This is a genomic window from Micromonospora mangrovicola, from assembly GCF_047200535.1.
Taxonomy (GTDB): Bacteria; Actinomycetota; Actinomycetes; order Mycobacteriales; family Micromonosporaceae; genus Micromonospora.
This window is the reverse complement of the sequence record NZ_JBJZOG010000040.1, coordinates 1-19,672: the sequence shown is the minus strand read 5'-3', so window position 1 is coordinate 19,672 and position 19,672 is coordinate 1. Positions and strand designations below refer to the sequence as shown.

Here is a 19,672-nt window from a genome sequence, read left to right as displayed (position 1 = left end):
CCCCTCGACGACCGGGGGCGGATTCCCGGTCCGGCGGCGGAGAAACGGGCCGGCCCCGGCCCCGAAGGTGGACGGGGCCGGGGCCGGGGCCGGGTCGGGGCGTCAGACGTTCGCCACCAGCAGCGCGGGCTGCTCGACGCAGTCCGCCACGTGCCGCAGGAACCCGCCGGCCACCCCGCCGTCGCAGACCCGGTGGTCGAAGGTGAGGCTGAGCTGGCTGACCTTGCGGACCGCCAGCTGCCCGTCGACCACCCACGGCTTGTCCACGATGCGACCGACGCCGAGCAGCGCCGCCTCAGGGTGGTTGATGATCGGGGTGGAACCGTCCACGCCGAACACCCCGTAGTTGTTCAGCGTGAAGGTGCCGCCGGTGAGCCGGGCCGGCGGCAGGGTGCCGGCCCGGGCGGCGGCGGTGGTCTCCGCCAGGGCGGCGGCCAGCTCGCGGGTGGTCAGCCGCTGGGCGTCGCGCAGCACCGGGACGACCAGGCCCCGGTCGGTCTGCGCGGCGATGCCCAGGTGCACCCCGGCCGACTGGACGATCCGCTGCCCCTCCGTGTCCACCTGCGCGTTCAGCTGCGGGTACCGCCGCAGGCCGCTGAGGCAGATCCGGGCCAGCAGGGCCAGGATGCTGACCGGCGCGTCCGCGGTGGCGGCGTTGATCGCGGCGCGGGTCTCCAGCAGCCCGGTGGCGTCCACGTCCACCCAGATGGTCACCTCGGGGATCTCCCGCCGGCTGCGGGAGAGCTTGTCGGCGATCGCCTTGCGGATGCCGGTGAGCGGGATGACCACGTCGCCGTCGCCGGTGGGGGCGAGCCCCACGTGCGCCGCCGGGGCGTCCGGCACCGCCGCGAGCCGGGCCGCCGGGGCCGCCAGGGCCGTCTCGACGTCGGCGCGGCGGATCACCCCGCCCGGCCCCGTGCCGTGCAGCGAGGACAGGTCGACGCCGCGCTCCTTGGCCAGCCGCCGGACGATCGGGGAGATGACCAGGGGCGCCGTGCGGGATCCGTCGTCTCCCGCGGTCGGGCCGCCCGCCGCCGGGCCGGTGCGGTCCGCCGAGGTCGCCCGGCCGGCGACCGCTCGGCTCGCTTCGGCCGGGGCACCGCCGTCCGCCGCCGGGGCGTCGGCCGGGGCCGACGGACCGGACTCCGGGGCCACCGCGAGGCGGGGGCGACGCCGGCGGCGGCCGGAGCCGCCGTGGCCGGTGCCGTACCCGATGAGGACGTTGCCGGACCCGGCCCGCTCCTCCTCGCGGTAGGTGGCGTGCGGGTCGTCCCCACCCGCGCCGTCCAGCGGGGCGATGGTGATCAACGGCTGGCCCACCGGGCGGACCTCACCCGGCGCGCCGTGCAGCGCGACGACCCGCCCGGCGTACGGGCAGGGCACGTCGACGACGGCCTTGGCAGTCTCCACCTCGACCACGGTCTGGTCGACGCCGACCACGTCGCCGACGGCGACCCGCCACTCGACGATCTCGGCCTCGCTGAGCCCTTCCCCGAGGTCCGGCAGGAGGAAGTCGCGGGTCCCGGTCGTGGTGGTCATGCCGCCACCCACCGGGTGTCGGGCTGGTCGTCCCACTGGAGCCGGGCGACGGTGTCCAGCACCCGGTCCACCGAGGGCAGGTGGGTGTGCTCCAGCATCGGCGCCGGGTACGGGATGTCCAGCCCGGACACCCGCAGCACCGGGGCGTGCAGGGCGTGGAAGCAGCGCTCCTGCATCCGGGCGGCGATCTCCGCGCCGACCCCGGCGAAGCCCTGCGCCTCCTGGATCACCACGCACCGGCCGGTCCTGCGCACGGACGCGGTGACCGTGGCGTCGTCGAACGGCACGATGCTGCGCACGTCGACGACCTCCAGGTCCCAGCCCTCCTCGCGGGCGGCCTCGGCCGCCTCGAGCGCGACCGGCACGGCCGGGCCGTAGGCGACCAGGGTGGCGTCGGTGCCGGCCCGGCGCACGACAGCCGTCCCGAACGGCGCGGTACGGGCCGGCAGCTCCGCCTCGCCGCTGGAGAAGTAGAGCTTCTTCGGCTCCATGAACACGACCGGGTCCGGGTCGTCGATCGCCTCGCGCAGCAGCGAGTACGCGTCCTCGGCGGTGGCCGGGGTGACCACCTTCAGGCCGGGAGTGTGCGCGAAGTACGCCTCGGAGGAGTCGCAGTGGTGCTCCACGCCGCCGATGCCGCCGGCGTACGGGATGCGGATGACGATCGGCACGCTCAGCGCGCCCCGGGTCCGGTTGCGCAGCTTCGCCACGTGCGAGGTGATCTGCTCGAACGCCGGGTAGGCGAAGGCGTCGAACTGCATCTCCACCACCGGCCGCAGCCCGGACATGGCCAGGCCGACGGCGAAGCCGACGATGCCGGCCTCGGCGAGCGGGGTGTCGAAGCAGCGCTTGTCGCCGAACCGGGCCTGGAGTCCGTCGGTGATCCGGAAGACGCCGCCGAGCTGGCCGACGTCCTCGCCGAAGACGACCACCCGCTCGTCGTCGAGCATCGCGTCGGCGAGCGCGGCGTTGAGCGCCTTCGCCATGGTCATGGTGGCCATCAGGCGTCCCCCTCCTCGTCCCGGGCGGCGGCCAGCTCGGCGCGGACCTGCTCGCGCTGCTCGACCAGCTGCGGGGTCGGCTCCGCGTACACGTGCTCGAAGAGGCTGAGCGGCTCGACCGCCGGCTTGTCGTGCATCCGGTCACGCAGCTCGGCGGCGTACGCCTCGGCCTCGTCGGCGATCGCCGCGACCGCGGCGTCGTCCAGCACGCCCTGGCTGCGCAGGTACGCCTCCAGCCGGGCGATCGGGTCGCGGTCCCGCCACGCCTCGACCTCCTCGGCGTCCCGGTAGCGGGTGGCGTCGTCGGCGTTGGTGTGCGGCTCCATCCGGTAGGTGTGCGCCTCGACCAGGTACGGCCCCTTGCCGGAGCGGGCGTGCTCGACCGCGCGGGTGAGCACCGCGAGGACGGCCACCGGGTCGTTGCCGTCCACCTGCTCGCTGGGCACGCCGTAGCCGACGCCCTTGTAGGCCAGGCTCGGCGCGGCGGTCTGCCGGGAGAGCGGGACGCTGATCGCGTACTTGTTGTTCTGCACGAAGTACACGACCGGGGCCTTGAACACGGCGGCGAAGTTGACCCCCTCGTGGAAGTCGCCCTCGCTGGTGGCGCCGTCGCCGATGAAAGCCAGCGCGACGGTGTCCCGCCCCTGGTACGACTCGCCGTAGGCCAGGCCGGCGGCGTGCACGCACTGGGTGGCCAGCGGGGTGCACTGCGGTGCGGTGTGCCGCGCGGCGGCGTCGTAGCCGCAGTGCCAGTCGCCGCGCAGCAGGGTGAGCACCTCGACCGGGTCGATGCCGCGGGCGGTCAGCGCCATCGACTCGCGGTAGGTGGGGAAGACCCAGTCGCTGTCCCGCAGGGCGAGGACCGCGCCGACCTGGCACGCCTCCTGGCCGCGTGAGGACGGGTAGACGGCGAGCCGGCCCTGCTTGGTCAGCGCGGTGGCCTGCACGTCGAAGCGGCGGCCGACGACCATCCGGCGGTACATCTCCCGCAGCGCCTCGTCCGACGGCTGCGGGTAGTCGTCCCGGGCCGGCAGCGTGGTGCCGTCCGGGTTCAGCAGCCGGACCGGCTCGGTGGCCGGCAGCAGACCGGCCGAGGGATCGGGAGCGGCCGGGGTGGCCGGCCGGCGGGTGCGGGGGGATGCCCTGCGGACCGCCTGGGGTGTGGTCGTCACGGCGGGGACCTCCTGGACGTGTGGTGGCCCTATGCTCCTGCTGTTGGATGATTGACTCAACATCGCGGATGAACGCGGGACGAACGGCATCGGAATGAGGACTTCATGAGCCAGGAGACCGGCACCGCACCGGGCACGGGGGGCGGAACGGGACGTTCGGTCGGGCTGCTCGACGAGGTGGACCGGCGGATCCTGGAAGAACTGGTCCGCGACGGCCGGTTGTCGATGCGCACGCTGGCCGAACGCGTGCACGTCTCGCGCACCAACGCCTACGCCCGGGTGGAGCGGCTGGTCCGCGACGGGGTGGTCACCGGGTTCACCGCCCGGGTCGCCCCGGAGCCCGCCGGGCTGGGCACCTCGGCGTACATCGCGCTGACCATCGAGCAGAACACCTGGCGGGAGGTGTCGGACGAGCTGGCCCAGGTCCGCTACGTCGAGCACGCGGCGCTGCTCAGCGGCGAGCACGACGTACTGGCCCTGGTCCGCGCGCCGGACAACGCCACCCTGCGCAACGTGGTGCTCGAACGGGTGCAGAGCATCGCTGGGGTGCTGTCGACCCGGACCTGGCTGGTCTTCGAGGAGTTCGACGGGACGCAGAGCCCGTGGCAGTAACCAGGGCCTAACGCTCCGGCGGGGACTCCAGACCCTCCCGGTCGGCCAGCTCCAGCAGCGGTTCGAGCGAGAAGACCCGCCCGTCCAGGCCGGCGTGCGGGTCACCCCGCTCGGCGAACCGGGCCGGCATGCTCACCACGTCGAAGTCCTCGGGCCGCGCGTCATCCAACTCCGCCCAGTCCAGCGGCGCGGAGACCAGGGCACGTGGCGTGGGCCGGATCGAGTACGCCGAGGTCATGGTGTGGTCCCGGGCCATCTGGTTGTAGTCGACGAAGACCGGCCGGTCCCGCTGCTCCCGCCACCAGGTGGTGGTGACCACGTCGGGCAACCGGCGCTGCATCTCCCGGCCCAGCGCCAGCACCGCCCGCCGGCAGTCGCCGAAGCTCCACCGGGGCTCGATGGACAGATAGACGTGGATACCCCGGCCGCCGGTGGTCTTCGGGTACCCGACCAGGCCCAGCTCGTCGAGGAACGCCCGCACCTCGTGGGCGACCGGCACCACCTGGGCGAAGTCCACCCCGGGCATCGGGTCGAGGTCGATCCGGAGCTGGTCGGGGTGCTCCACGTCGCCGGCCGAGACCGGCCACGGGTGGAACCGCAGGGTGCCCAGGTTGGCCGCCCACGCCACCACCGCCAGCTCGGTCGGGGCCACCTCGTCGGCGGTCCGGCCGCTGGGAAAGGTGATGTGCGCGGTGCGCACCCAGTCGGGCGCGCCGGCCGGCAGCCGCTTCTGGTAGAAGGCGTCACCCTTGTTGCTCTGCCGGGTGGCGACCTTCGCACCCTCGAACACGCCGCGCGGCCAGCGCTCCAGCATGGTCGGACGGTCACGCAGCGCGCGCAGGATGCCGTCCCCGACGGCGAGGAAGTAGCGGACCACGTCCAGCTTGGTCAGTCCGCGCTCCGGAAAGTACGGCTTGTCGGGGCTGGAGACGCGGACCAGCCGCTCCCCCACCCGGATCTCCTCCGCCGCCGTCACCACGCCACACACCGTAGCCGCCGGAAGCGGCCGCCGGGCCAGCCGCAGCATCTCCATGGAGATCAGGTGATGAGCAGAAACCCGACGACGATCAGCGGTACGGAGACGAAGAGGAAGATGCCGATGCCGGTGAGCACCCGCCCGCCGCCCGCGTCCTCCCGCTCCGGGGCGAGGCCGAAGGTGGACCGCGCACCGAGCATGCCGATCCGGCTCAAGGTCAGGTCACCGGTCATCCCGAGCAGCGCGCCGACCAGCATGAACGCCACGCCGAGCCGGTGGGTGAACTCGCCGCCGCTGACCGCGACCCAGACGCCGACGGCGACGCCGACCGCCACCACCGCGATCGCGAAGAGCACCAGCGCTTCCCGTAGCCCCTTGATGACCGTCGACATCGTCGCCCTCCCCGCGGACCGGGCCCACCCCGGCACTCCGGACGACATTCTGCCCGGTCGATGCAAGATGCGGGGTCCCGGACCGGGCGGGTGCGCCGCCGGCGGACGCGCGACGGCCGGACGGGCGCGTACCGCCCGTCCGGCCGCCGCGCACGGCTCAGCCGTTTTCCTTCTGGAGCCGGTCCATGAGCATCTTCTTGCCCTGATCACCGGCCTTGCGGTTGTTCTCCTGGATCTTGCGGAACCAGGTCGCCAGCTCGGTGTCGCCCCGGTCCTCCGCGTCCGCGATGTACGTCTCCAGTTGCCAGATGTGCTGGAGTGACATCTGCACCGCGTGGATGAGGTCGTAGTTCTTGTCCTTCACCGGGCTCATCGGCTCTCGAACCATGGTCGCCACGGCACACCTCCCCCTGTGTCGACTTTCGGAGCCCGCGCTTACCCGCCGAGGCCCGGTTCACGCACCCCCCGGGCCGGCGGCCGGAGCTGGCCCGGCTCCGTCGGGTGAGCGGCCGCTGCACCCGGCCCCTCCGTTGGCCACCGTCTGACGGTTGCTGTTCGTCCGTTCGGGTGTGTGTAACACCACACTCGGCCCCTACGCTGGTCCCTCGAAGGCGAGCAACCTGCTCGTCTTCCGCCGGCCCGCTTCCCACCAGGGAGTGGGGCTCGGCTGGATCGGCCCCCTGGGAGTCTGTGTGAAGAACCTTCGTCGCAAGACACTGGCCGCCGCGTCCGCAGTGACGCTCGGCGTCGGTCTCGCCCTCACCGGCGGGCTGGCTCCGGCGGCGGCCACCGGACCGGACACCACGTTCCTGGTCCTCGCCCCGCAGGGCGCCAACACCACCAAGGCCGCCGCCCGGGTGGCGGCCGCCAACGGCACCGTCGTGGCCACCTACGACCAGATCGGCGTGCTCGTCGTCCGCTCGACCAACCCGAACTTCGCCACGCAGGTGGCGGGCGCGGGCGTCGAGTCGGTCGCCGCCACCACCGGTCTGGGCACGGCCCTCGACGAGGGCGAGACCGTGGAGGCCACCGCGGCCGACGTCGCCAGCGTCACCGGCGACCCGACTGGGGAGCCCCGCTACGGCGAGCAGTGGGACATGGACATGATCCACATCCCGCAGGCCCACGCGGTGACCATCGGCAGCCCGAACGTCGTCGTCGGCGTGCTGGACAGCGGTATCTCCAGCACGCACCCGGACCTGGCGACCCAGATCGCCAAGGACAAGAGCACGTCCTGCCTGGGCGGTGTCGTCGACACCAACGAGGCGGCCTGGAACCCGACCACCAGCGACCACGGCACCCACGTGGCCGGCACCATCGCCGCAGCCATCAACGGCGTCGGGGTGACCGGCATCGCACCGGGCGTCAAGGTCGCCGCCGTCAAGGTGGTCAACGACGGCGGCTACATCTACCCGGAGGCCGCGGTCTGCGGGTTCATGTGGGCAGCCGACCACGGGATGCAGCTGACCAACAACAGCTACTACATCGACCCGTGGGAGCTGAACTGCCGCAACGACGCACGCCAGCGTCCGGTGTGGCAGGCCGTGCAGCGGGCGATCCGCTACTCGCAGTCCAAGGGCGTGCTCAACGTGGCGTCCGCGGGCAACTCCAACTACGACCTGGCCCACAAGCTCTCCGACTACGGCAGCCCGGATGACGGGACTCCGGAGGAGCGGGAGAACCTGACCAACGCCTGCATGGACCTCCCCGCGGAGGCTCCGGGCGTGGTGACCGTCTCGGCGGTCGGCCCGACGGCGAAGAAGAGCTACTACTCGTCCTACGGCCTCGGTGTGGTGGACGTCACCGCTCCTGGTGGCGACAGCCGCTTCCGCACCGGCGGGGCGAGCCCGACCATCCCCGACATGATCCTCTCGACCACCTTCGACACGGCGACGAGGACCAACGGTTGGGGTTGGAAGCAGGGCACGTCGATGTCCGGCCCGCACGCCACCGGCGTCGCGGCGCTGGCGCTGTCGGCCCACCCCAGCATGACGGCGGGTCAGCTGGCGGCGTTCCTCGAGCGGACGGCCGTGGCGCTGCCGTGCGAGGAGGGCGTCTACGAGCCGCGGCCGGGCTACCCGGCCACCTGCACCGGGGGCGAGCGTAACTCGTTCTACGGTGCCGGCATGGTCGACGCGTACAACGCCGTCAAGTAGCACCTGCACCACCAGCGACGGGGTCCGGCGTTCCCACGCCGGGCCCCGTCGTGCTGTTTGCGTTGATCGCTCTGCGGCCAGCAGACGCGAGGTGCAGGCTGGTCACCGGACCGGAGTTCGCGGCCGGCCCGGGCGGTCGCTGCAGGCGGCTGGCATGCCCGGAGCGAACACGCCGCTGAAAGTCGGCGAGCCTCTCCGCGTCAGCTGCCGCCGACCGGATGCCACTCCGCGCCGCTACGGAGGCTCAACTACCCTTAAGTGTCTTCAAAGCAGCGAAATTCCACAAGCCTCTCGAATTGCTATCTTCCGCCAATTCCTGGGCGGCCAAAGCATCTGCGATCTTCACTGTTGTTTACGCCAGGACAACCTGGTCTAATAGGAATCACGTTCGCGCGAACGAAACGCTTGTCGATGACCTCCACGAGCCGATCGGATCGGCGCGTCCACGTACGGGGGAAGTATCCAAGAATGGGAAAAATCCGGTCCTTAACCAAAAAATTGACGCCCCTCAGCCTCGCGATAGCAACTGGCCTCACCCTCGCTGCCACCACCGCTTCACCCGCGCGCGCCGGCATCGATCCGCCGTACGACCCGGACATGGAAATCCAGGAAAGTGCGACGTACTGGAACGGCGTGCTGGTGGAGACGTTCCGCCGTATGGGCGGTGGGCCAGGACCGATGGCACGGGTCGCCGCGATCGTACACGCCAGCATTTTTGACACAGCCAACTCGGCCTACGCCAGCAAGTACCGGAATGGTCTGCCGGAATACGACCCGTACCTCACCTTCAAACGCGCCGATGCGTCCGTCAACACGGACCTCGCCATGGGTTACACGCGCGCGATCTGCTGATCTGGGCGGTACCGAACCAACGCACCTACTTCGAGCAGATGTTCAGCCAGCGGTACGGCACCGCTACCGACACACCGGCACGGCAACTCGCGGATGCGGTGATCAGCAACATTAAGGCGGCGCGAACCAACGACGGCTCCAGCGACACCGCCGGGTACACGCCGGACGGGGTGGCTGGCGCCTGGCACCCCACCGACGGCTGCACGGCCGTGACGCCCAACTGGGGCAAGGTGAGGCCCTTTGCGATGACCTCGTCAAGCCAGTTCCGCCAGCCACCACCGGCCACCGACTACACCAGCATCCTGTCGAGCAGCACCTACGCTGACAACCTGGCCGATGTCCGCAGCCTGGGCCGGTATGACTCGACGACACGTACCGCCGAGCAAACACAGATCGCCTGGTTCTGGGCCAATGACGTGGACGGCACGTACAAGCCGCCGGGTCAACTTCTCACCGCCACCGAATTCAGTGCCCAACTTAACACCGTTGGAGTGGCGACGCCGCGCCTCTACGCCCTGGCCTCCCTGGCAATGGCCGATGCCGGCATCGCAGCTTGGGACATGAAATTCCAGACCTCGGTCGACCTCTGGCGGCCGGAGACCGCGATTCAGGAGGGGTCGATCAACCCGGACCCGGCCTGGGAACCACTCTCGGCCGATCCGGCCAACAACAATTCCTTCAGCCCGTGCTTCCCAGCGTACGTATCCGGGCACGCGACATTCGCTGCGGCCTGGGCCGGCGTGATGCGGAATCTATTCGGCGACAGCACCTACCTTGTGCTCGGGACAGATGATCCGCACGCCGTCGGGGTGACCCGTACGTACATGTCGTACACTGCGGCGGCCACCGAGAATGCGCGAAGCCGGGTCTATCTCGGCGTGCATTACCAGTTCGACGGTGACGAGGGCGGAAAAGCTGGATACGGCATCGCCGACTACGTCGTCAACAACTACCTTTCGCCGAACAGCGGAGCCGCAGGCTGACAGGTGACGTGGGTGGTGGTTGATTGCGACCACCACCCACACCCGGTTCGGTGATGGAGCGCTGGACGACGCAGAGGAGGAAGAACGCGAGGGCTCCGTGGGGCGGGAACCGGTTCTCGCCGGTCCCCGCCCCACGCGACGGCTCCCAACCATGCAGTGACGACCGGCCCGGGTTGGCGGAGGTGGACCCGGCTGGCCGAGGGACGGACCCGGTAGGATCAGCGCGGGCCGTGACTGGCGCGTGGGGATGGAGAACCATCGGGAAGCGGTCCCGTCATGAGGACGCACGCCGAGCGCCTGGGCCTTCCGCACGTCACCAGGAGGTCGCATGTCGCTGAACGCCGAATCCACCGCATTCCGCAGCGCGCTCGAGGTGATCCGCGCCGTCGAGCCGCGGGTGGCGGACGCCATCGAGGCTGAGCTGGCCGACCAGCGCGAGTCGCTCAAGCTCATCGCCAGCGAGAACTACGCCTCCCCCGCGACCCTGCTGGCCATGGGCAACTGGTTCAGCGACAAGTACGCCGAGGGCACCGTCGGCCGCCGCTTCTACGCCGGCTGCCAGAACGTCGACACCGTCGAGGCGCTCGCCGCCGAGCACGCCCGGGAGCTGTTCGGCGCCGCCCACGCGTACGTGCAGCCGCACTCCGGCATCGACGCCAACCTGGTCGCCTTCTGGGCGATCCTGGCCGACCGGATCGAGTCCCCGGCCCTGAAGAAGGCCCAGGTACGCCAGGTCAACGACCTCACCGAGGCGGACTGGTTCGCGCTGCGCCGGGAGCTGGGCAACCAGCGGATGCTGGGCATGTCGTTGGACGCCGGCGGTCACCTGACCCACGGCTTCCGGCCGAACATCTCCGGCAAGATGTTCGACCAGCGCAGCTACGGCACCGACCCGGCCACCGGCCTGATCGACTACGACAAGGTCGCCGAGGCGGCCCGCGAGTTCCAGCCGCTGATCCTGGTCGCCGGCTACTCGGCGTACCCCCGGAAGGTCAACTTCCGGATCATGCGAGAGATCGCCGACTCGGTCGGCGCCACCTTCATGGTCGACATGGCGCACTTCGCCGGCCTGGTCGCGGGCAAGGTCTTCACCGGCGACTTCGACCCGGTGCCGCACGCGCACATCGTCACCACCACCACGCACAAGTCGCTGCGCGGCCCGCGCGGCGGCATGGTGCTCTGCGGCCCGGAGCTGGCCGACCAGGTCGACCGGGGCTGCCCGATGGTGCTCGGCGGCCCGCTGCCGCACGTGATGGCCGCCAAGGCCGTCGCCCTGGCCGAGGCCCGCCGCCCCGACTTCCCCGACTACGCGCAGCGCATCGTCGGCAACGCCCAGGCCCTCGCCGAGGGGCTGCTGCGGCGGGGCGCGAAGCTGGTCACCGGTGGCACCGACAACCACCTGGTGCTGATCGACGTCTCCGGGTACGGCCTGACCGGCCGGCAGGCCGAGCAGGCGCTGCTCGACTCGGGCATCGTGACCAACCGCAACGCGGTCCCGCAGGACCCGAACGGCGCCTGGTACACCTCCGGCATCCGGATCGGCACCCCGGCGCTCACCACGCGGGGGCTCGGGACCGCCGAGATGGACGCGACCGCCGAGCTGATCCACACTGTGCTCAGCCAGACCAACCCGGGCGGGTCCAAGGCGAAGTACGTGCTCGACCCCGCCCTGGCCGACAAGGTGAGCAAGCAGGCCAGCGAGCTGCTGACCAAGTTCCCGCTCTACCCCGCCGTCGACCTGGGCTGACCCGTTCCCCCCGACGCCCCACGCCCGGCTCCGGCCCGGCGCGGGGCGTCGCCGTTCCACCATCGCTGTTTGCTGGTCGCGCGGTTCGATGAGCACGACGCGGCCGAGTGGTCGCCCGGGCACCGGCTTGATGTTTTTGCGCCTGCGAACTTGATGACGCAGACGATTCGCGGTGTGGTGGCGCCCCGCCCGCACCGCCGAAGGTGCGGTGGCGCCCCGCCCGCCCCGCCCGGACCGGCTCGGCGGAGAGTTCCCTCCCGCGCTCACCCGGCCCTGAGTCGTTCACGCCATCAAGTTCGTAGCGGGAGTCCGGTGATGCTGTCCCCGCCGTGGACGGTCACGTAATCAGGGTCTCGAAACGGTGGCATGCCCGTCAGGAGGTGAGGTGGGTGCGGCGGCGCAAAGCGCGGAGGCGGTGCAGGACCTCCGTCCCGCCGCGGCCGAAGTGGTCGTGCAGGGCGCGGTACTCGGCGTACAGCTCGTCGTAGGCGGCGGCCCGGGCCGGATCCGGGTACCAGGTCTCGCGGCGCGGCGCGGCCATCGTCGCCGAGGCCGTCTCCAGGTCGGGGTACGCCCCGGCGGCCACCGCCGCGTGGATCGCCGAGCCCAGCGCGGCCGGGTGCGCCGCGTCGACCACGTGCAGCGGGCGGCGCAGCACATCGGCGTAGCTGCGCAGCAGAAGCCGGTTGGCGGTCAGCCCACCGGCGGCGGTCAGCTCGTCGACGCGTACGCCGGCGCCCTCGAACGCCTCGACGACCGTGCGGGCCCCGAACGCGGTCGCCTCGATGAGGGCCCGCCAGATCTCCTCCGGCCGGGTGGCCAGGGTGAGGCCGACCAGCACCCCGCTCAGCTCGTGGTCCATCAGCACCGAGCGGTTGCCGCTGTGCCAGTCGAGCGCGAGCAGCCCGTGCCCGCCCACCGGCTGGTCGGCGGCGAGGGCGTCCAGCAGCTCGGGCACCGGTACGCCACGCTGGCGGGCCTGTTCGGCGTACCCGGCGGGCAGCGCACGGTCCAGGTACCAGGCGAAGATGTCCCCGACGCCGCTCTGCCCGGCCTCGTAGCCCCACCGGCCCGCGGTCACCCCGCCTTCGACGACCCCGCAGACGCCGGGGACCTCCCGGCAGGTGTCCGCGTTCATGATCAGGCAGGTGGAGGTGCCGAGCACGGCGAGCATCCGGCCCGGCGCGACCGAGCCGGCCGCCGCGGCCGTGACGTGGGCGTCGATGCCGCCGACGGCCACCGCGATGCCCTCCGGCAGTCCGGTCCATCCGGCGGCCTGGGGGGTGAGGCCGCCGGCCCGGCCGCCCGGCGGCAGCAGCGGCCCCTCGATCTTCGGCAGCAGCGCGGGCAGCTCGGGGTGCAGGGCGGCCAGGAACTCCGAGCTCGGGTATCGGCCGTCCTGGCGCAGTCCCTTGAATCCGGCTGCGGAGGCGTTGCGGGTGGGGCGCCCGCAGAGCTGCCACACCAGCCAGTCGGCGGTCTCGATCCACTGCTCGGCCCGGTGGAAGACCTCCGGGTCCTCCTCCAGCACCTGCAGCGCCTTCGCGAGCTGCCACTCGGCGGACACCCGGCCCCCGTACCGGGGCAGCCAGGACTCGCCCCGGGCGGCGGCCAGCGCGGTGATCCGCTCGGCCTGCGCCTGCGCGGCGTGATGCTTCCAGAGCTTCGGCCAGGCATGGGGCCGCTCGCGCAGCACGGTCAGCTCGGCCAACGGGGTGCCGTCGGCCCGGGTGGGCAGCAGCGTGCAGGAGGTCGCGTCGAGGCCGATGCCGATCACGTCGGCCGGGTCGATCCCGGCGGCCCGGACCGCGGCGGGCACGGCCCGACGCAGTACCTCCCGATGGTCGGCCGGATCCTGCAGGGCCCAGTCCGGGGGCAGCGGCGGCCCGTCGGGCAGCCGCTCGGTGAGCACCCCGTTCGGGTACTCGTGGACCGCGCTGCCCAACTCCGCGCCGTTGGTCACGTCGACCACGACGGCCCGCCCGGAGAGCGTCCCGAAGTCCAGCCCGACGACGTACCGACCCACCCGTGGCTCCCTCCCCCACCGCCGGGGCCGGCGCTGGGGAGACAGGCTAGCCGGTCAGCGCAGCGGCCGCTTGAGGTGGTAGCGGTGCACCTCGGTGCTGCCCTGCACGTTGTTCACGTCCTCGGCGGCGGAGACCAGCTCCCAGCCCTCGCGGCCGACCCGGTTGAGGTGGGCGATGGCCGTGTCGCCGTACGCGGTCACGTCGGTGCGCGACCCGTCCGGGGCGTACCAGACGAACGAGACGTGGAAGTTGCGGCCCTGCCCCTGATAGCGGCGGACCAGCAACGCGTACTCCCAGGCAACCATCCGTCCATTATCTACGGACGGATCTCCGCGCGGGAACACGGGTGGTGGCGGAACGACGACACCGCGGTGTCAGGCCGGAGCGGTGAGACCGGCCAGCTCGGCCCGGGTGGGCGGATCCGCTCCCCGCCGCCCGCAGGTCCACGCGGCTACCCGGGCGGCCTCGTTGAGCACGGCGTCGAGCGTCTCCGGGCCGGCGGCGCGCAGCGCGGGACGCCGGGCGACACCGAGCAGGTCCCGCTCGCTCAGCGCGGCCAGCAGTCCCGCGGTGAACGCGTCACCCGCGCCGACGGTGTCCACCACCGCCACCTGTGGCGCGGTCACCCGCCGTTCCTCCTGCCGGGTGATCGCCAGTGCCCCGGCCGAGCCCAGGGTGACGACGACGAGAAGCGCGCCCAGTTCCAGCCAGCGCCGCGCCACCTTGTCCGGCGGCTGGCCCGGGTGCAGCCAGTCCAGGTCCTCCCGGCTGACCTTGACCAGGTCCGAGACCGCGACCAGTTCCGTGACCCGCAGCCGGGCCCTCGCCGCGTCGCGGGCGAGGGAAGGACGGCAGTTCGGGTCGAAGCTGATCGTTGTGCCCGCCCGCCGCTCCCGCACCAGCGCCAGCACGTCGTCGGCGCCCGGTTCGAGGACGGTGGCGAGGGACCCGGTGTGCAGGCACTCGCTTCCGTCGGCCACCCCGGAGAGCGATCCGTGGGGAAAGGACGGCCAGTCGATGGCGAAGTCGTACCTGGCCTGCCCGTCGGCGCCGATCTGGGTCCGGGCCACGCTGGTGCGCGGCAGGTCCGGCACCGATGCCGGATCGAGCCGTACGCCGCTGCTGGCGAGCTGGGTGCGGAGCAGCGCGCCGTACCCGTCACCGCCGAGCTGGGTGAGCAGCGTGGTGGGCTGGCCGAGGCGGGCGAGCGCCACCGCGACGTTGGCCGGACTGCCCCCGGGGTGCGCGACCGGCTCGCCCGACGGATCCTCGATCAGATCCACCAGGCTCTCACCGACAACCGTGATCAACTGTCTTCCTTTCCCGGGCCACCGGGGCCCCGGTCGCATCGCGGCGGCTCAGCCCGCCCGCCGGCCCGGCGTCTCCTCGAGGGTGGTCGCGCCGGTCATGATGGCCACCGCCTCGGGCATCGAGTGCGACGCCGGCGTCACCACGCCCGCGCAGCGGCCGAGTCGCTGGATGTGGATCCGGTCGGCCACCTCGAACACGTGCGGCATGTTGTGGCTGATGAGGATGACCGGCAGACCTCGGGAGCGGAGTTCCCCGATCATCCGGAGCACCTGGTTGGACTCCTTGACGCCGAGCGCCGCGGTGGGTTCGTCGAGCACGATCACCTTGCTGCCGAAGGCCGCGGCCCGAGCCACCGAGACCGCCTGGCGCTGGCCACCCGAGAGCGTCTCCACCGCCTGCGCGACGTTCTGCAACGTGCCGATCCCCAGATCCGTGAGGGCCTGCGCGGCCTCCCGGCGCATCCCATTCTGGTCGAGCATCCGGAACACCGAGCCGAGGACGCCCCGCCGGCGCTTCTCCCGGCCGAGGAAGAGGTTGCTCGCGATGTCCAGCGCCGGCGCCACGGCCAGGGTCTGGTAGACCGTCTCGATGCCGGCGTCCCGGGCGTCCTGCGGACGCTTGAACTGCACCGGCTTCCCCGCCAGGAACAGCTCCCCCGCGTCGGGGGTGAGCGCCCCCGTCAGGCACTTGATCAGGGTGGACTTGCCGGCGCCGTTGTCCCCGATGACGGCGAGCACCTCACCCGGGTACAGGTCGAGGTCCACTCCGTCCAGACCCACGACCTTGCCGAATGCCTTGACCAGGCCGCGCGCGGACAGCACCGGCGTACGGAGGCCGCCGTCCGCGGTGCCGGACCGACCGGCGGGGGTGTGCGTGGTGGTGGCGGTCATGACCTCACCTTCCTGATCCACTGGTCAACGGCGACGGCGAGGATCACCAGCACGCCGACGGCGAGTACCCGGTACTGGTCGTCCACCCCGGCCAGGGAGAGGCCGCTGCGGAAGAAGCCGACGATCAGCGCGCCGATCAGGGTGCCCAGCACGGCACCGCGACCGCCGAAGAGGCTGGTGCCACCGATGACGACGGCTGTGATGCTCTCCAGATTGGCGTCCGTGATGGCGTTCGGGCTGGCCGCGCCGGCCCGTCCGATGAGGATCCACGCGGTGAGGCCGTAGATCGCCCCCGCCACGAGGTAGACGCTCACCAGGACCCGGTCGACCCGGATCCCGGCGAGCCGGGCGGCCTCCTTGTCGTCCCCGACCGCGTAGACGTGCCGTCCCCAGGCGGTCTTGGCGAGGGCGAAGCCGACGGCCAGGTAGAGCAGCAGCACCGCGACCACGCCGATGGTGATCCGGAACCGGCCGACCGGGAAGGACTCGCCGGTCCAGCTCAGCAGCGGGGGCAGGTCGGTGGCCTGCACGCTGCGCCCCTCGGAGTAGAGAAGCCCGATGGCGGTGAAGACGCTGAGCGTGCCGAGGGTGACGATGAAGGGCGGCAGCTTCAGCCGGGTCACCAGGCCACCGTTGAGCGCGCCGGCTGCGGCACCGACCAGGACGGCCAGCACGACCGCGCCCGCCGCCGGCAGCCCCTGCCCCTCGGCCAGCTTGGCTGCCAGCATCATGGCCAGGATGACGATGGCGCCGACCGACAGGTCAATGCCCGCGGTCAGGATGATCAATGTCTGCCCGACGGCGAGCGCGCCGATGACCGCCACCTGCTGCAGCACCAGAGACAGCGAGTTGGGCGAGGCGAAGCGCGGGTTGAGGGTGGCGAAGACGACGAACGAGATGACCAGCACGAGGAACGGGCTGATCGCGGGGTGCGCGTGCAGGAGGTGCTGCACGCGTTGCAGTGGCGAGTGCCGGCGCAGCGCGAACTGCTGCGCGGCGGTGGTCGGTGGGGTCGTGGCGGTCATCGGGGGCTCCCTGCCGGTGTCGGCGGTGGCGGACGGGTGCCCGGCCGAGGGCGCGGGGTGGAGGCGGCCCCGGGCCCTCGACCGTGGCGGGTGGCTCAGCCCCAGCAGCGCTGGGCGCCGTCGGCGCTGGTGATGCTCTCGATCCCGGTGGCGGTCTTGTCGGTGACCAGCGTGACGCCGGTGTCGAAGAAGTCAAGGCCGTCGGAGACCTTCGGCTTCTCCCCACCGGTGGCGATCTTCTTGATCGCCTGCACGCCGAGTTCGGCCATCTTCAGCGGGTACTGCTGCGAGGTGGCGCCGATGACGCCGTCCTTGACCTGCCGTACGCCGTCGCAGCCGCCGTCGACCGAGACGACCAGGACGCCCTGGGTCCTGCCCGCGGCCTGGAGCGCCTTGTGCGCGCCCACCGCGGCCGGCTCGTTGATCGTGTAGACCACGTTGATGTCGGGGTTCTTGGTCAGGCAGTTCTCCATCGCCGTCCGTCCGCCGTCCTCGGCGCCGTTGGTCGGTTCGTTGCAGGCGATGGTGTAGGTGCCGCCCGAGTAGCTGCCGATCTTCGCCTCGTCGCCGTTCTTCTTCTGGTCGCCGGTGTCGATGCCCATACCGGTCAGGAAACCCTGGTCCCGGTTGTAGTCGACGGAGACGACCTTGTCGTTGAAGAGGTCGAGCAGGGCGATCGTGGCCGGCTTGCCGACGAGCTGGGCCGCGGTCCACTTGCCGATCAGCTCACCGGCCTTGAAGTTGTCGGTAGCGAAGGTGATGTCCACGGTGTTCGCCGGATCGGGTGGAGTGTCCAGCGCGATCACGAAGAGGCCGGCGTCCCGAGCCTTCTTGATGGCCGGGTTGACGCCGGGGCCGTTCGGGGTGATCAGGATGCCCGCGTCACCCCGGGCGACGGCGTCCTCGATGGCCTGCACCTGGCCGGCCTCGTCCCCGTCCTCCTTGCCCGCGGCCACGGTCAGCTTGACGCCTTCGGCCTGGGCGGCCTTCTTGGCGCCGTTCTGCATGGCGACGAAGAACGGGTTGGTGGAGTTCTTGGTGATCAGGGAGACGGCGACGGTCTTGTCGCCGGAGGCGCCGTCTCCCGAGCTGTCACCGCAGCCGGCGACGACCATGCCGGTCGCCGCGACGGCGGCCAGCAGGGCGGCGCGGCGGCCGATGCGCTGGATCATGTCTGCTCCCATCCGGGATCCACGGCCCGAGCCGTGGCGAAGATGACAACGATGTCAGCGCAGTTTCAAGGCAATGGCCGAGAGATGTCAATGCTTCGACCAAGGGTTTTCGCTAACCCGCAGGAAACTCCGACGCAACTCTTGACATCGATGTCGGGCCCGCTCAGGATTCGCCCCATGGTCACGCCCGGCACCCCGCCCCGAGCCCCGGATGTCCCGGCGCGCCGGCGATGGTCGCCGTCTACACCAACTGGTATCCGGCGACCGGCATCCAGGCGCAGTCGCTGGCGTACAGCACGGACCGGGGGCGCACCTGGACGAAACACGCCGGGAACCCCGTGCTGGACCTCGGCTCGCGGGAGTTCCGGGACCCGAAGGTGTTCTGGGACACCAGATCCGGTCGCTGGACGATGGCGGTGGTCCGCGCCATCGAGCACAAGGTGAGCTTCTACGGCTCCGCCGACCTGCGCTCCTGGACCCACCTGAGCGACTTCGGCCCGGCCAATGCGACCGGCGGGGTCTGGGAGGTGCCGGACCTGTTCGAGCTGCCGGTCGACGGCGACCCGCAGCGCACCAGATGGGTGCTGCTCGTCAACCTCAACCCTGGTGCGGTCGCCGGTGCATCGGGCGCCCAGTACTTCGTCGGTGACTGGGACGGTACCACGTTCACCGCCGACAACGTGGTGACCGAAGAGGCTGAGCCACCCGCCGGCACGCTCGTCGCCGACTTCGAGGACGGCTACGCGGGCTGGACCGTGGAGAACGACCCGATCCTGGAACCGGGACCGTTCGGCGGCACCCCCTACCCGGGCACCGTGCCCGGGCAGCAACTGGTCAGCGGTTTCCGTGGCCGGGCCCTGGTGAACAGCTTCCTCGGCTCCGACGCGCCCCGGGGCCGGATGGTCTCCGCCGACTTCAACGTCGACCGGAACTACCTGAACCTGCTCGTCGGCGGAGGAGCGCACCCGCACCTGCCGGGCACGACGACGACCGACTTCGTGCCGGCCGACGCCGAACCCGTGATCGACTTCGAGCTGCCCGACGGCCAGACGTACGAGCAGGCGGGCTGGACGGCGACCGGTGACCTGCTCAACCGCGCGCCGGTGGTGGGCCCCGCCCGGTGGGAACGCGGTCACGTCGGCGACAAGCTCCTCACCACCTTCTTCGATGCCGACTCGACGACCGGCACGCTGACCTCCCCGGCCTTCACCATCGACGGGAACCACCTCAGCCTGCTCGTCGGTGCCGGCGGGCACCTCGACGACGGCTCCGGACGGACCGTGGTCGAACTGCTGGTCGACGGCCGGGTGGTGCGTACCGCCACGGGAAGCTTCTCCGGCTATCTCAACTGGCGCAGCTGGGACGTGACCGAGTTCCGGGGCCGCCCGGCCCAGCTCCGGATCGTTGACGAGAACACCGGAGGCTGGGGACACCTGCTGGTGGACCACCTCGTCGCCACCGACCAGCCCGTGCTGCCCCGCGCGGTGGAGACCGCGATGAACCTGGTCGTGGACGGTGAGGTGGTGCGCACCGCCACCGGCACGGACAGCGAGCGCCTGGACTGGGTGGCCTGGGACGTTCGCGACCTCGCCGGAAAGCGTGCCCACCTGGAGATCAACGACTTCAACTCGGGCGGCTGGGGGCACATCCTGGTCGACCACGTGATGTTCGCCGACCGGCCGGCGCAGCGCCAGCTGGAATGGCGCTAACGTGGCAGTCGATCACCGCCGGGGGGGGGGGGGGGGGGAGGGGGGGGGGGAGGGACCCCCCCCCCCCCCCCCCCCCCCCCCCCCACCCCCCCCCCCTCCCCCCCCCCC

18 protein-coding genes and 1 riboswitch are annotated in these 19,672 nt (G+C 71.7%); of the genes, 6 read left to right on the top strand and 12 right to left on the bottom strand.

Going from position 1 to position 19,672, the window contains the following annotated elements; genetic code table 11:
- Nucleotides 1-102: 102 nt before the first annotated feature.
- From ACL02O_RS17745 to pdhA, 3 genes are read right to left on the bottom strand one after another with little or no spacing between them, the layout of a single operon-like run.
- Entirely contained in the window at nucleotides 103-1,539 is a 1,437-nt protein-coding gene (locus tag ACL02O_RS17745; RefSeq protein ID WP_412819193.1) for a dihydrolipoamide acetyltransferase family protein, read from the bottom strand.
- Nucleotides 1,536-2,540: an alpha-ketoacid dehydrogenase subunit beta gene (locus tag ACL02O_RS17740; protein ID WP_412819192.1), complete on the bottom strand. Its 1,005-nt coding sequence runs from the start codon at nucleotides 2,538-2,540 to the stop codon at nucleotides 1,536-1,538. The genes ACL02O_RS17745 and ACL02O_RS17740 overlap by 4 nt, the downstream gene beginning before the upstream one ends.
- The gene (pdhA, locus tag ACL02O_RS17735) at nucleotides 2,540-3,745 is read right to left on the bottom strand and encodes a pyruvate dehydrogenase (acetyl-transferring) E1 component subunit alpha (protein WP_412819237.1); all 1,206 of its coding nucleotides are present in this window, start codon (nucleotides 3,743-3,745) and stop codon (nucleotides 2,540-2,542) included. The genes ACL02O_RS17740 and pdhA overlap by 1 nt, the downstream gene beginning before the upstream one ends.
- A 72-nt stretch (nucleotides 3,746-3,817) precedes the next feature.
- Here pdhA and ACL02O_RS17730 point away from each other — a divergent pair, with 72 nt between their 5' ends.
- Nucleotides 3,818-4,324 (top strand): Lrp/AsnC family transcriptional regulator, encoded by a 507-nt coding sequence (locus tag ACL02O_RS17730; protein WP_412819191.1) that lies wholly within the window; start codon nucleotides 3,818-3,820, stop codon nucleotides 4,322-4,324.
- Between the two features lie 7 nt (nucleotides 4,325-4,331).
- On the opposite strand, the gene ACL02O_RS17725 is transcribed toward ACL02O_RS17730, so the two are convergent.
- The 3 genes from ACL02O_RS17725 to ACL02O_RS17715 all read right to left on the bottom strand — a co-directional run bounded on the left by ACL02O_RS17725 (nucleotide 4,332) and on the right by ACL02O_RS17715 (nucleotide 6,080).
- The gene (locus ACL02O_RS17725; RefSeq protein WP_412819190.1) at nucleotides 4,332-5,303 is read right to left on the bottom strand and encodes a DNA polymerase domain-containing protein; all 972 of its coding nucleotides are present in this window, start codon (nucleotides 5,301-5,303) and stop codon (nucleotides 4,332-4,334) included.
- 59 nt (nucleotides 5,304-5,362) lie between these two features.
- Entirely contained in the window at nucleotides 5,363-5,692 is a 330-nt protein-coding gene (locus ACL02O_RS17720) for a hypothetical protein (protein WP_412819189.1), read from the bottom strand.
- A 157-nt stretch (nucleotides 5,693-5,849) separates the two neighbouring features.
- Nucleotides 5,850-6,080, bottom strand: a complete 231-nt coding sequence (locus tag ACL02O_RS17715; protein ID WP_412819236.1) for a hypothetical protein — start codon at nucleotides 6,078-6,080, stop codon at nucleotides 5,850-5,852.
- Between the two features lie 304 nt (nucleotides 6,081-6,384).
- Here ACL02O_RS17715 and ACL02O_RS17710 point away from each other — a divergent pair, with 304 nt between their 5' ends.
- From ACL02O_RS17710 to ACL02O_RS17695, 4 genes are all read left to right on the top strand, one after another.
- Nucleotides 6,385-7,848: a S8 family peptidase gene (locus ACL02O_RS17710; protein ID WP_412819188.1), complete on the top strand. Its 1,464-nt coding sequence runs from the start codon at nucleotides 6,385-6,387 to the stop codon at nucleotides 7,846-7,848.
- A 468-nt stretch (nucleotides 7,849-8,316) separates the two neighbouring features.
- A complete protein-coding gene (locus ACL02O_RS17705; RefSeq protein WP_412819187.1) occupies nucleotides 8,317-8,700 on the top strand; it encodes a hypothetical protein in 384 nt (127 codons plus the stop codon).
- Between the two features lie 38 nt (nucleotides 8,701-8,738).
- Complete coding sequence (locus tag ACL02O_RS17700; RefSeq protein ID WP_412819186.1) at nucleotides 8,739-9,683, top strand: vanadium-dependent haloperoxidase; 945 nt, start codon at nucleotides 8,739-8,741, stop codon at nucleotides 9,681-9,683.
- Nucleotides 9,684-9,903: 220 nt separating this feature from the next.
- A riboswitch (ZMP/ZTP riboswitch) is annotated at nucleotides 9,904-9,993 on the top strand.
- Between the two features lie 18 nt (nucleotides 9,994-10,011).
- Nucleotides 10,012-11,430: a glycine hydroxymethyltransferase gene (locus ACL02O_RS17695; RefSeq protein ID WP_412819185.1), complete on the top strand. Its 1,419-nt coding sequence runs from the start codon at nucleotides 10,012-10,014 to the stop codon at nucleotides 11,428-11,430.
- A 373-nt stretch (nucleotides 11,431-11,803) separates the two neighbouring features.
- On the opposite strand, the gene ACL02O_RS17690 is transcribed toward ACL02O_RS17695, so the two are convergent.
- The 6 genes from ACL02O_RS17690 to ACL02O_RS17665 all read right to left on the bottom strand — a co-directional run bounded on the left by ACL02O_RS17690 (nucleotide 11,804) and on the right by ACL02O_RS17665 (nucleotide 17,855).
- A complete protein-coding gene (locus tag ACL02O_RS17690) occupies nucleotides 11,804-13,456 on the bottom strand; it encodes a ribulokinase (protein ID WP_412819184.1) in 1,653 nt (550 codons plus the stop codon).
- 54 nt (nucleotides 13,457-13,510) lie between these two features.
- Entirely contained in the window at nucleotides 13,511-13,762 is a 252-nt protein-coding gene (locus ACL02O_RS17685; RefSeq protein ID WP_091658185.1) for a hypothetical protein, read from the bottom strand.
- A 69-nt stretch (nucleotides 13,763-13,831) separates the two neighbouring features.
- The gene (locus ACL02O_RS17680) at nucleotides 13,832-14,767 is read right to left on the bottom strand and encodes a carbohydrate kinase family protein (protein WP_412819183.1); all 936 of its coding nucleotides are present in this window, start codon (nucleotides 14,765-14,767) and stop codon (nucleotides 13,832-13,834) included.
- 48 nt (nucleotides 14,768-14,815) lie between these two features.
- Nucleotides 14,816-15,658 carry an ATP-binding cassette domain-containing protein gene (locus ACL02O_RS17675; protein WP_412819182.1) on the bottom strand — a complete coding sequence of 281 codons (843 nt, stop codon included), beginning with the start codon at nucleotides 15,656-15,658 and terminating at the stop codon, nucleotides 14,816-14,818.
- The gene (locus ACL02O_RS17670) at nucleotides 15,655-16,683 is read right to left on the bottom strand and encodes an ABC transporter permease (protein ID WP_412819181.1); all 1,029 of its coding nucleotides are present in this window, start codon (nucleotides 16,681-16,683) and stop codon (nucleotides 15,655-15,657) included. The genes ACL02O_RS17675 and ACL02O_RS17670 overlap by 4 nt, the downstream gene beginning before the upstream one ends.
- A 95-nt stretch (nucleotides 16,684-16,778) precedes the next feature.
- Nucleotides 16,779-17,855 carry a substrate-binding domain-containing protein gene (locus ACL02O_RS17665; RefSeq protein ID WP_412819180.1) on the bottom strand — a complete coding sequence of 359 codons (1,077 nt, stop codon included), beginning with the start codon at nucleotides 17,853-17,855 and terminating at the stop codon, nucleotides 16,779-16,781.
- A gap of 230 nt (nucleotides 17,856-18,085) precedes the next feature.
- Here ACL02O_RS17665 and ACL02O_RS17660 point away from each other — a divergent pair, with 230 nt between their 5' ends.
- On the top strand, nucleotides 18,086-19,564 hold the full coding sequence (locus ACL02O_RS17660; protein WP_412819179.1) for a glycoside hydrolase family 32 protein: 1,479 nt from the start codon (nucleotides 18,086-18,088) through the stop codon (nucleotides 19,562-19,564).
- Nucleotides 19,565-19,672 lie beyond the last annotated feature (108 nt).